General features: G+C 61.3%; 12 protein-coding genes. 6 read left to right on the top strand and 6 right to left on the bottom strand.

Annotation, left to right across the window (positions count from 1 at the left end):
• Nucleotides 1-32: 32 nt before the first annotated feature.
• Nucleotides 33-734, bottom strand: coding sequence for a hypothetical protein (locus tag HX869_RS29705; RefSeq protein WP_008435916.1), 702 nt, complete (start codon nucleotides 732-734; stop codon nucleotides 33-35).
• A 217-nt stretch (nucleotides 735-951) separates the two neighbouring features.
• Here HX869_RS29705 and HX869_RS29710 point away from each other — a divergent pair, with 217 nt between their 5' ends.
• From HX869_RS29710 to hemB, 3 genes are all read left to right on the top strand, one after another.
• Nucleotides 952-1,650: a glutathione S-transferase N-terminal domain-containing protein gene (locus HX869_RS29710; RefSeq protein WP_008435902.1), complete on the top strand. Its 699-nt coding sequence runs from the start codon at nucleotides 952-954 to the stop codon at nucleotides 1,648-1,650.
• An 8-nt stretch (nucleotides 1,651-1,658) separates the two neighbouring features.
• Nucleotides 1,659-2,501, top strand: coding sequence for a PhzF family phenazine biosynthesis protein (locus tag HX869_RS29715; RefSeq protein WP_178904077.1), 843 nt, complete (start codon nucleotides 1,659-1,661; stop codon nucleotides 2,499-2,501).
• A gap of 123 nt (nucleotides 2,502-2,624) precedes the next feature.
• Complete coding sequence (hemB, locus tag HX869_RS29720; RefSeq protein WP_003211635.1) at nucleotides 2,625-3,599, top strand: porphobilinogen synthase; 975 nt, start codon at nucleotides 2,625-2,627, stop codon at nucleotides 3,597-3,599.
• A gap of 125 nt (nucleotides 3,600-3,724) precedes the next feature.
• Here the strand turns inward: hemB and HX869_RS29725 are convergent, their stop codons facing one another.
• Entirely contained in the window at nucleotides 3,725-4,339 is a 615-nt protein-coding gene (locus tag HX869_RS29725) for a LysE family translocator (RefSeq protein WP_102369383.1), read from the bottom strand.
• 146 nt (nucleotides 4,340-4,485) lie between these two features.
• Between HX869_RS29725 and HX869_RS29730 the strand changes: the two genes are divergently transcribed.
• On the top strand, nucleotides 4,486-5,571 hold the full coding sequence (locus HX869_RS29730; RefSeq protein WP_008435895.1) for a DUF1615 domain-containing protein: 1,086 nt from the start codon (nucleotides 4,486-4,488) through the stop codon (nucleotides 5,569-5,571).
• 93 nt (nucleotides 5,572-5,664) lie between these two features.
• Entirely contained in the window at nucleotides 5,665-6,084 is a 420-nt protein-coding gene (locus tag HX869_RS29735) for a PaaI family thioesterase (RefSeq protein WP_177049977.1), read from the top strand.
• A 60-nt stretch (nucleotides 6,085-6,144) separates the two neighbouring features.
• Here the strand turns inward: HX869_RS29735 and HX869_RS29740 are convergent, their stop codons facing one another.
• From HX869_RS29740 to HX869_RS29750, 3 genes are read right to left on the bottom strand one after another with little or no spacing between them, the layout of a single operon-like run.
• Nucleotides 6,145-7,326 carry an acetyl-CoA C-acetyltransferase gene (locus HX869_RS29740; RefSeq protein WP_003211627.1) on the bottom strand — a complete coding sequence of 394 codons (1,182 nt, stop codon included), beginning with the start codon at nucleotides 7,324-7,326 and terminating at the stop codon, nucleotides 6,145-6,147.
• 11 nt (nucleotides 7,327-7,337) lie between these two features.
• Nucleotides 7,338-7,997 (bottom strand): CoA transferase subunit B, encoded by a 660-nt coding sequence (locus tag HX869_RS29745; protein WP_003211625.1) that lies wholly within the window; start codon nucleotides 7,995-7,997, stop codon nucleotides 7,338-7,340.
• A gap of 31 nt (nucleotides 7,998-8,028) precedes the next feature.
• The gene (locus HX869_RS29750; RefSeq protein ID WP_008435892.1) at nucleotides 8,029-8,727 is read right to left on the bottom strand and encodes a CoA transferase subunit A; all 699 of its coding nucleotides are present in this window, start codon (nucleotides 8,725-8,727) and stop codon (nucleotides 8,029-8,031) included.
• Between the two features lie 133 nt (nucleotides 8,728-8,860).
• Between HX869_RS29750 and HX869_RS29755 the strand changes: the two genes are divergently transcribed.
• Nucleotides 8,861-9,769, top strand: a complete 909-nt coding sequence (locus HX869_RS29755) for a LysR family transcriptional regulator (RefSeq protein WP_023658941.1) — start codon at nucleotides 8,861-8,863, stop codon at nucleotides 9,767-9,769.
• A gap of 64 nt (nucleotides 9,770-9,833) precedes the next feature.
• Here the strand turns inward: HX869_RS29755 and HX869_RS29760 are convergent, their stop codons facing one another.
• A complete protein-coding gene (locus HX869_RS29760; protein ID WP_003211618.1) occupies nucleotides 9,834-10,163 on the bottom strand; it encodes a hypothetical protein in 330 nt (109 codons plus the stop codon).
• Between the last annotated feature and the right edge of the window lie 520 nt (nucleotides 10,164-10,683).

Genomic DNA, 10,683 nt, shown 5'->3' on the forward strand with positions numbered 1-10,683 from the left:
CAAGCTCCCTCGCCACGGGTCTTCAGGGGCGGTCAGATATCGGCGCTGACTTGCGTTGCGTCCGGGCAAGTCTGCTGGCCATTATCCAGGCCTTGCTTGTAGTTGCGGCTGAGCAGCGAGGCCTTGCCGTTGTGCCAGGTCAGGGTCAACACATACAAGCTATCGAAATCGCTGCCGGACCAATCGTCGGTAATCACATGTTTTTCACCGACGGCCTCGCTTGCCACCTTGTTGATCAAGTCCGGCAGATACCCATGGGACCAGGCAGTGTAGATGACGGCGTTGTGGTATTTGTCTTCCACCAGTTCGTCAGCGAGGGCGCTGGTGTCATTGGCCGAGAACTTGATGTTGACCGGCAACCCGAGCTTGATCGCGCTGGGGCTGATGGTCATCAACGGGCGGATGTAGCTGTAGGAGTTGTCTTTCTCGCCTTCCTCGACATTGCGGGTCGGGTTGGGTGCGAACACGTAGTTGGCCTTGCCGAATTTTTCCGGCAGCACGGTGGCCAGGTTCATCGCACGGTTAAGCCCCTGGCAGTTGAGTTGGCCGAGGCCCCCGGCAGGTTTCTCGCCATGGCGCAGGAACACCAGGGTTTGCACGCCGTCGACCGGCTGGGCGCGGCTGACCCGCGATTCCAGGCTAAGGCCGACCGCGGCGCTCACCAGCAATACCGGCAGCAGGATGTAAGAGTAGCGTTTGAAGCGTTTCGCAAGGCACAGAGGCTTGTAGGTCATGATGGTTCTAAGTCTCGGTGCAGGGATTCAGGGCAAGCAAGCCCAGCCATCGGGCGCTCTTTAAGAGTTCCCCAAGGCAGTTTGGTTCGTTTCGCGGGGGAGATGGGGCGGCATCCTTGCCGTGTGCAGGAGATTAACCCGCCGATGTTGCTGAATTAAGACGGATGCACGATAGGCACCGAACCACTACTCTCCTACTTTTATCAGGAGTCCCATGATGAACTCACTTTCAGACTTCCCCATCACCGCCAAATGGCCGGCCCGGCATCCCGAGCGTCTGCAGCTGTATTCGTTGCCCACGCCCAACGGGGTCAAGGTGTCGATCATGCTCGAGGAAATCGGCCTGCCCTACGAGGCGCACAAGGTCAGTTTCGAGACCCAGGACCAGCTTTCCAGCGAGTTCCTGTCGCTGAACCCCAACAACAAGATCCCGGCGATCATCGACCCGAATGGCCCGAGCGGCCAGGCGCTGGGGCTGTTCGAGTCGGGCGCGATCCTGATCTACCTCGCCGAGAAGAGCGGTGAATTGCTTCCCGAAGACCCGGCGATGCGTTACGAGACGATCCAGTGGCTGATGTTCCAGATGGCCGGTATCGGACCGATGTTCGGCCAGGTGGGGTTCTTCAACAAATTCGCCGGCGCGGCCTATGAAGACAAGCGCCCGCGCGATCGCTACGTCGCCGAGTCGCGCCGCTTGCTGGAGGTGCTGGAAAAGCGCCTGTTGGGCCGCACCTGGATCATGGGTGACGAGTACAGCATCGCCGATATCGCCACCTTCCCGTGGGTTCGCAACCTGATCGGCTTCTATGAGTCTGGCGACCTGGTGGGTATTACCGACTTCCCGAACGTACTGCGGGCCCTGGACGGGTTCGTCGCCCGGCCGGCGGTGATCCGTGGCTTGAACATCCCAGCATAAGGACCGGCATGGCTTCTTTCGACTTCAAACAACTGGACGTTTTCAGCAGTGTGGCCGTCAAGGGCAACCCGTTGGCCGTGGTGCTGGGCGCCGACAGCCTGAGCGACCAGCAGATGGCGGATTTCGCCAACTGGACCAACCTCAGCGAAACCACCTTCCTGCTCAAGCCCCGTGATCCACGAGCGGACTACCGCGTAAGGATCTTCACGACCCTCAAGGAGTTGCCGTTTGCCGGCCATCCGACCCTGGGCAGTTGCCATGCCTGGTTGCTGGCCGGTGGCCAACCCGCTGGGGAGGAGATCATCCAGGAGTGTGAGATCGGCCTGGTGCGCATCCGCCGCCAGGGCGATGAACTGGCGTTTATCGCGCCACCGTTGCTGCGTTCCGGCCCGCTGGAAGCTGAATTGGTCGAGCGCGTGCGTCGGGCCCTGGACCTTGAGCCCGGTGCGATTTTGCGCAGCCAGTGGGTGGATAACGGCTCGGGCTGGCTGGCGGTGATGCTGGCGGATCGCGAGCAGGTACTGGCACTGCGGCCTGACTATTCGCAGTTGCAGGGCTTGGCCGTGGGCGTGATCGCCCCGTGGAACCCCGAGCGGGATGGCGATGAGGCGCAGTTTGAGGTGCGGGCCTTTATTGCCGGCGACGGCGCTCCGGAAGATCCGGCCACCGGCAGCCTGAACGCCGGTGTCGCCCAGTGGTTGCTGGGCGAGGGTTTGGCGCCCAGTCGCTATGTGGTCAGCCAGGGCACCGCCATGGGCCGCGCCGGGCGAATCCGCATTGAACACAGCGGCGAGGAAATCTGGGTCGGCGGCGCGGTTGCCGTTTGCATTGAAGGCCGTCTACAGCTCTAGATCAATGCAATTGTTACCAAGCCTGCAATAAACTGTTCCGCACTTGGCGTTTGTGCTCTGCGGTGCACGAGGCATAAGCTTTCGCCCCAAAGATTTTTGGCCTGCCTTTTTTCAGGAGCATCAATGTCCAGCCAGTTCCCCGAAGCCCGTCCACGCCGCCTGCGCCGCTCCCCGGAGTTGCGTGGCCTGTTCCAGGAAAGCGAATTCACCCTCAATGACCTGGTGCTGCCGATCTTCGTTGAAGAAGAAATCGACGACTTCGTGCCGATCACCAGCATGCCCGGGGTGCAGCGCATTCCCGAGTCGAAGCTGGCCGGCGAGATCGAACGCTATGCCAAAGCCGGGATCAAGTCGGTGATGACCTTCGGCGTGTCCCACCACCTGGACGCCTCGGGCAGTGACACCTGGCAAGAGCGTGGCCTGGTGTCGCGCATGTCCTCGATCATCAAGGATGCGGTGCCGGAAATGATCGTGATGTCCGATACCTGTTTCTGCGAATACACCGACCACGGCCATTGCGGCGTGATGCACGGCGCCGAAGTCGACAACGACCGCACCCTGGTCAACCTTGGCAAGCAAGCTGTGGCTGCCGCTCGTGCCGGTGCCGATGTGATCGCGCCGTCTGCCGCGATGGACGGGCAGGTCCAGGCCATTCGCCGGGCCCTGGATGAAGCAGGCTTCAGCCATATCCCGATCATGGCCTATTCCACCAAGTTCGCCTCGGCCCTCTACGGCCCGTTCCGCGAAGCCGGCGGCAGCGCGCTGAAGGGCGATCGCAAGAGCTACCAGATGAACCCGATGAACCGCCGCGAAGCGGTGCGCGAATCGTTGCTGGATGAGCAGGAAGGTGCGGACGCGCTGATGGTCAAGCCGGCCGGCGCGTACCTGGACATCATCCGCGACATCCGCGAAGCCTCGCGTTTGCCGGTGGCGGCGTACCAGGTCAGCGGCGAGTACGCGATGATCAAGTTCGGCGCCCAGGCGGGTGCGATCGACGAAGCCCGCGTGGTACGGGAAACCCTGGGCTCGATCAAGCGCGCCGGTGCGGACTTGATCTTCACCTACTTCGCGATGGACCTGGCACTCGCCGGGATCTAAGTAACCTGTGGCGAGGGAGCTTGCTCCCGCTGGGGCGCGCAGCGGCCCTGAAAATGGGCCTGCTGCGCAGTCCAGCGGGAGCAAGCTCCCTCGCCACAAGAAGGCTGTTCGCGGCTGCTTGCAACTTAGCGCTGGGCAAATGCCAGGTTCAGCCCCAACCCCGCAAACGCCGCTGCAAAACTGCGGCGCAGCCAGTTCTGTACACGTGGCGATTCGATCACCGCGCGGCGGAACACATTGGCCAGCAGGCCATAAATTACAAACACCGCAAACGTCATCGCCATGAATACACTGCTCAGCAACAGCATTTGCAGGGCCGGTGCGCCCGCGCCCGGGGTGACGAATTGCGGCAGGAACGCCAGGAAGAAAATCGTCAGCTTGGGGTTCAGAATATTCAGCAACAGGCCTCGCACCATCAGGCTGTGGGCGCTGGAAATCGTCGGTGCGTCGTTCATGGCAAAGGCCGAGCGGTCCCGCCAGGTGGCATAGGCGAGGTACAGCAAGTAGGCGGCGCCGGCATACTTGAGGGCTTCGAACGCCAGGGCGCTGGTATGCAGCAGGGCGGACAGCCCAAGCACGGAGGCCAACAAGTGCGGGACGATCCCGGCGGTGCAGCCCAGCGCGGCGAACACACTGGCGCGCTTGCCGGCGGTCAGTCCGGTGGACACGGTGAAGATCACGCCGGTGCCGGGAATGAGCACGACGATCAGGCAGGTGATCAGGAAGTTCAGGCTAAGCATGGCATTCAAACTCCTTGTAGGAACGACGGGAGCCTGATCCTTTCACGTTGCGGTTTTTTTGGCGAGTGCGGCAGGTCGGCGAACCCCGGTTAGACTTACCGGTCGATATCTGCCAAGACTGGCCCATTGTCGCCCAAGGAAGCCCCATGCGTTCATCTCGCCTCATCCTGTGCCTTACCACCTTATTGGTACTGGCCGGCTGCTCCAGCCAGCGCACCCAGCAACTGCCGGAGCGCAGCGAAGCCGAGGTGAAAGCGCAGATCGTGCGGCTGATGCCGGCCAGCGTGCCGGATCGTGGCGGCTGGGCCCAGGACATCTACACCGCCTTCAACACGCAGAAAATCTACCCCGGTACGGAGAACATCTGCGCGGTATTGGCCGTGACCGAGCAGGAGTCCACCTATCAGGTCGACCCGCCGGTCCCGAACATGGGCAAGATCGCCCAGGACGAAATCCTGCGCCGCGCCGCTAAAGTCCACGTGCCGGCGGTGCTGGTGCGCACGGCACTGCAACTGCGCTCGCCCACCGGCAAGTCCTACGCCGAGCGCTTGAACGCTGCGCGCACCGAGCGGGATTTGAGTGGAATCTTTGACGACTTCATCAGTGTCGTGCCCTTGGGCAATACGCTGTTTGGCGGCTTCAACCCGGTGCATACCGCAGGCCCGATGCAGGTCAGCATCGACTTCGCACAGAAGCAGGCCCGGGATTATCCCTACACCGTGGATGGCAGCATCCGCCGGGAAGTGTTTACCCGCCGAGGCGGCATGTACTTTGGCATCACCCATCTGCTGGGCTACCCGGTGAATTACGACCAGATGCTGTACCGCTTCGCCGATTTCAACGCGGGTTGGTACGCCAGCCGCAATGCGGCATTCCAGGCGGCTGTCAGCCGGGTCTCGGGTACCACGCTGGCGCTGGACGGCGACTTGATCAACTACGGCTCCTTCCTGCCAGGCACCACCGAGCTGGCAGTGCGCTCACTGGGCAAGGCGCTGGACATGCGCAACCCGAGCATCCGCAGCCAGCTGGAACAGGGCGAGCGCCTGGATTTTGAAGACACCACCCTGTACCAGCGGGTGTTCGCCCTGGCCGACAAGGCCGCCGGCAAACCGGTGCCGCGGGCGATCCTGCCGGGCATCGTGCTGAAAAGCCCGAAGATCACCCGCAACCTCACCACGGCCTGGTTTGCCAAGCGCGTGGATGAGCGTTATCAGCGCTGCATGAAGCGTTAGGCTTATCACCGGGGATTTACCGGGCTGATGTTGATGGTCCGGATGGCTGCGGTGGGATACACCTCCAGCCTTGTCCCCAAGGAAGAACCTGACATGACTGCCCATGCCATCCCTGAAGGCTTTACTCCGCTGCGTCGCAGCAGCCCACTCCTGGACCTGCTTGGCCCGGTGTATAGCCGAGGTGAAGGCTTGCAGCTGGAAATCGGCCTGCGCGCCGACAACCGCCACGCCAACGGACGCGGCACCGTGCACGGTGGCGTGCTGGCCACCCTGGCGGATGTGGGCATGGGCTACGCCATGGCGTTTTCCAGCGAGCCGCCGCTGCCGTTGATCACGGCGAGCATGACCCTGGACTATCTCGGCGCGGTGCAGGTAGGGGCGTGGGTCGAGGTGCGTCTGGAGCATCACAAGCGCGGGCGGCAGATGGCGTTTGCCACGGTCAGCGTGCAGGTCGGGGAGAAGGTGGTGGTGCGGGCAAATGCGGTGTTTGCGGTGCCCCAGGCGCGGGACTGACCGATAAAGAAAAGGCCCGGTTTTCGTGGAACCGGGCCTTTTCCATGTTGCTCTTTGAAATCAGCTGCGTTCAAGGGCCAGGGCTACACCTTGCCCGCCACCGATGCACAGGGTGGCCAGGCCTTTCTTGGCGTCACGCTTGATCATTTCATGCAGCAGGGTCACCAGCACACGGCAGCCTGACGCGCCAATCGGGTGGCCGATGGCAATCGCGCCGCCGTTGACGTTGACCTTGGCCGCGTCCCATTCCAGCTCTTTGCCCACCGCCAGTGACTGCGCGGCAAAGGCTTCGTTGGCTTCGATCAGGTCCAGGTCGCCCAGGCTCCAGCCGGCCTTGTCCAGGCAGCGGCGGGTGGCCGATACCGGGCCAATGCCCATGATCGCGGGATCGACGCCGGCGTTGGCGTAGCTGGCGATTCGGGCCAGCACTGGCAAGCCGAGCGCCTTGGCTTTGTCCGCGCTCATCAGCAGCACGGCAGCCGCGCCGTCGTTGAGGCTGGATGCATTGCCGGCGGTGACCGTGCCGTCTTTCTTGAAGGCCGGCTTGAGCTTGGCCAGGGATTCGGCGGTGGTGCCCGCCCGTGGCTGTTCGTCCACGGCGAAGGCCACCGGGTCGCCCTTGCGCTGGGGAATCAGGATCGGCGTGATCTCATCGCTGAAACGCCCGGCTTCAATGGCCGCCGTGGCTTTTTGCTGGGAGGCGGCGGCGAAGGCGTCCTGGGCTTCACGGCTGATGCCGTACTTGTCCACCAGGTTCTCGGCGGTGATGCCCATGTGGTAGTCGTTGAACGCATCCCACAGACCGTCGGTGATCATGCTGTCGATCATCTTCGCATGGCCCATGCGCAGGCCGGTGCGGGCGGCCGGCAATACGTACGGGGCCAGGCTCATGTTCTCCATGCCGCCGGCGATGATTACCTCGGCATCGCCGCAACGGATCGCTTGTGCGCCCAGGTGCAGGGCCTTGAGCCCCGAGCCGCAGACCTTGTTCAGGGTCAGCGCCGGCACGGCGTGGGGCAGGCCGGCGAGGATCGAGGCCTGGCGGGCCGGGTTCTGGCCGCTGCCGGCGGTGAGCACCTGGCCAAGGATCACTTCATCCACGAGTGCCGGGTCGATGCCGGTCTGCTCCAGCAGGCGACGAATCACCGCAGCCCCCAGCTCCGGGGCCGGGATGCTTGCCAGCGAACCTTGGAAGCTGCCCACGGCGGTGCGGGTGGCAGCAACAATCACGACGTCTTGCATGGAATCTGTCCTCACTGGAAGTGCATTTCTGGAACGTGGTCCGGGACGATCAGTTTACCGGCTGTCTTGCTGACGATCTCTTCAACACTGACGCCAGGTGCGCGTTCCTTGAGGACAAAAGCGCCATTTTCGATTTCCAGGTAGGCCAGGTCCGTCAGCACGCGCTTGATGCAGTTGGCGCCGGTCAGCGGCAGGCTGCATTGGCTAAGCAACTTGGACTCACCGTCCTTGGACGCGTGGGTCATGATCACGATGATGTTCTCGGCACCGGCCACCAGGTCCATCGCGCCGCCCATGCCCTTGACCAGCTTGCCGGGGATCATCCACGAGGCGATGTTGCCTTGTACATCGACCTCAAACGCGCCGAGCACGGTCAGGTCGACGTGGCCGCCGCGAATCATCGCGAAGGATTCGGCCGAGGAGAAGATCGACGCGCCAATGCGCGCGGTGACGGTTTGTTTGCCGGCGTTGATCATGTCGGCATCGATGGTTTCTTCAGTAGGAAACGGACCCATGCCCAGCAGGCCGTTTTCCGACTGCAGCATGACCTCCATGCCTTCTGGGATGTAGTTGGCCACCAGGGTCGGAATGCCGATGCCGAGGTTGACGTAGAAACCGTCCTGCATTTCGCGGGCGACGCGTTGAGCCATTTGTTCGCGGGTAAGAGCCATTTTTTGTCTCCTTATTATTTGGGCTGGTGGATTATTTGCGGAGGGTGCGCTGTTCGATGCGCTTCTCGAAGGTGCCGCAAATGATCCGGTCGACGTAGATCCCTGGGGTGTGGATATGCGCCGGGTCCAGCTCGCCCGGTTCGACGATTTCTTCGACTTCGACCACGGTGATCCTGCCGGCGGTGGCGGCCAGCGGGTTGAAGTTCTGGGCGGTGTGGCGATAGATCACATTGCCGAAGTGGTCGGCTTTCCAGCCTTTGACGATGGCGAAGTCGCCGGTGATGGATTCCTCCATCAGGTACGGGCGACCGTTGAACTCGCGGGTTTCCTTGCCTTCAGCGACTGGCGTGCCGACGCCGGTAGCGGTGAAGAAGGCCGGGATGCCGGCACCGCCTGCGCGCAGTTTTTCGGCGAGGGTGCCTTGGGGCGTCAGGACCACTTCGATTTCGCCGCTGAGCAGTTGCTTCTCGAACAGGGCGTTTTCACCGACGTAGGACGCGAAGACCTTGCTGATCTGCTTGCCTTCCAGCAGCAGGCCCAGGCCGAAGCCGTCGACGCCGCAGTTGTTGGAGACCACGGTCAGGTTGCGGGTGCCCTTGCGCTTGATTTCGGCAATGAGGTTTTCCGGGATGCCGCACAGGCCAAAACCACCGGCAAGAACCGTCATGCCATCTTCCAGGCCTGCCAGCGCCTCTTCATAGGACGCTACACGTTTATCAAAACCTGCCATATGCACCTCTTTTATTGTTTGTGGGCCAGCCATATGAACCGAGTGTTGCGCCGACGGATTGATTTGTTAAGTTGTTTTTTAAGGTTGATTGATTTAAAAAACAGCATAGTCCTCAGCCATCGGGAGAAGCTTCATGACAGTTAAACAGATGCGCGCCTTTCTTGCCGTGGCCCAGACCTTGAGCTTTGCGGCCGCCTGTGAGCGTTTGCATCTTTCCCAGTCGGCCTTGAGCTTGACCATCAAAGGCCTGGAAGAAGGCCTGGGCGGGCGGCTGTTCAGCCGCAATACGCGCAATGTCGCGCTGACTCCCGAAGGAGAATCGCTACTGCCCCTGGCCCGGCGCCTGATCGCCGATTGGGACAATGCCGAGGATGAGTTGCGCCAGCGTTTCACCCTGCAGCGCGGGCGGGTAACGGTGGCGGCGATGCCGTCGTTTGCCGGAAACCTGCTGCCACCGATCCTGAAGATTTTTCGCGCGCGCTATCCTCAGGTCAACGTAACGGTGAATGACGTGATCAACGAGCAGGTGCTGGAAATGGTCCGCGATCGCCAAGTGGAGTTGGGCGTGGCGTTTGAACCGTCGGAAAGCTCATCGCTGGTGTTCACCCCGCTGTATGTGGACCGCTTTGTGGCGGTGGTGCCCGGTGACTCGCCATTGGCACGCCGCTCCGATATCGCCTGGCACACCCTGCTGGAACAACCCTTCATCACCTTGCAGCGCCCGTCCACGGTACGAGTGATGCTTGAAGAACACTTGAAGGCGCTGGACCTGAAGCTGCCCGTAGCCCTGGAGAGCCATCAACTGGCGACGGTGGGCAAGATGGTTGCCAGTGGCTTGGGCGTGAGTGCAGTGCCGGCGTTGTGTGCACGCCAAATGCAGGAGGCAGGCGCCCATTGCATCACCTTGAGCGATCCGGTGATCGAACGGCCGATTGGTGTACTGACCAAGCCCGGCCACGAACTTTCAGCGGCGGCCCAGGCCATGTTTGATATTTTTTGCGATGAAGCGGGGAAGGGGCGTTTCCCGGCGTTGTTGCAATAACCGTCGGCCATAAAAAAGCCTGCTCGTTTTAAGCGAGCAGGCTTAAGTGATAAGTGCGTAGTTATCAGCAGTATCTGTCGATCACCTTAACTTGCGAATGGCCTTTAAGGTTCTGCCACTCGGTATTAAGTGTATGGAAGACCTGCTCGATAAAGTTGCGATCGGCGGCGGCTTTCTTGCCGACATAACCCTGGCCGCGGCGGTACATCTTCAGGCGCGCTGCCAGTTCACGGTTATTCCTGTCGAACTCTTCTTCCACGGTGTGGGGCGCCAGGCAGTCAATATGGACCTGGCCCGATTTACCAATCCAGAGGATATGGTCGTCGAGCGTGTCTTTCTGCGCTGCGAACATCTCAGCCAATTCATCGATAGTTGGTTGGTTGTTCAGATTCATGTGTAAGCCCCTTGACCAGTTGGCGATCTCTAGTTGATCCGTTAAAACTACTAAGTTGTCTCCGGCTCAGAAAACCGGGCGTCAGCGACTGTCTGCCGAATACGGGCAGGGTCTTGAACCGATGCATGTAGTCTTGCTGATGACCTGCTACGCAATGGTTTCATAACGAAGACAAGCAGCGTTTGAGCTCCTTGTACCGATCCTTTCGGGCCGGTCAGCTTCATCAATCTGCCTTGTGGGCAGTGCACATCCGGAAAAAACAGCTCGGCGGTCAGACGAGCTTGTTCAAAACGCGTGTTACCAACGCTCCCGATCCGGGAGACGCTTGAATCATGCAATTACAAAACGGTTACGTCAACGATTATGTAGTGATTATTTTTGAGCACTACATAAATCCTTGCAGGGCGGGGGTGTGAGCGGAAAACGTGACTTGGGCGTCACTTTTCGTGCGGGCAGGTCGCGGGATCCGGGGGCTTTTTGTGGCGAGGGAGCTTGCTCCCGCTGGGGTGCGAAGCGCCCC

It is taken from the genome of Pseudomonas sp. P7779 (genome assembly GCF_013386315.1).
Lineage (GTDB): Bacteria > Pseudomonadota > Gammaproteobacteria > Pseudomonadales > Pseudomonadaceae > Aquipseudomonas.

Bases quoted from the DNA above. Each gene is read 5' to 3' on its own strand.
- HX869_RS29705 (WP_008435916.1), bottom strand. From the start codon at position 734: ATGACCTACAAGCCTCTGTGCCTTGCGAAACGCTTCAAACGCTACTCT.
- HX869_RS29710 (WP_008435902.1), top strand. From the start codon at position 952: ATGAACTCACTTTCAGACTTCCCCATCACCGCCAAATGGCCGGCCCGG.
- HX869_RS29715 (WP_178904077.1), top strand. From the start codon at position 1,659: ATGGCTTCTTTCGACTTCAAACAACTGGACGTTTTCAGCAGTGTGGCC.
- hemB (WP_003211635.1), top strand. From the start codon at position 2,625: ATGTCCAGCCAGTTCCCCGAAGCCCGTCCACGCCGCCTGCGCCGCTCC.
- HX869_RS29725 (WP_102369383.1), bottom strand. From the start codon at position 4,339: ATGCTTAGCCTGAACTTCCTGATCACCTGCCTGATCGTCGTGCTCATT.
- HX869_RS29730 (WP_008435895.1), top strand. From the start codon at position 4,486: ATGCGTTCATCTCGCCTCATCCTGTGCCTTACCACCTTATTGGTACTG.
- HX869_RS29735 (WP_177049977.1), top strand. From the start codon at position 5,665: ATGACTGCCCATGCCATCCCTGAAGGCTTTACTCCGCTGCGTCGCAGC.
- HX869_RS29740 (WP_003211627.1), bottom strand. From the start codon at position 7,326: ATGCAAGACGTCGTGATTGTTGCTGCCACCCGCACCGCCGTGGGCAGC.
- HX869_RS29745 (WP_003211625.1), bottom strand. From the start codon at position 7,997: ATGGCTCTTACCCGCGAACAAATGGCTCAACGCGTCGCCCGCGAAATG.
- HX869_RS29750 (WP_008435892.1), bottom strand. From the start codon at position 8,727: ATGGCAGGTTTTGATAAACGTGTAGCGTCCTATGAAGAGGCGCTGGCA.
- HX869_RS29755 (WP_023658941.1), top strand. From the start codon at position 8,861: ATGACAGTTAAACAGATGCGCGCCTTTCTTGCCGTGGCCCAGACCTTG.
- HX869_RS29760 (WP_003211618.1), bottom strand. From the start codon at position 10,163: ATGAATCTGAACAACCAACCAACTATCGATGAATTGGCTGAGATGTTC.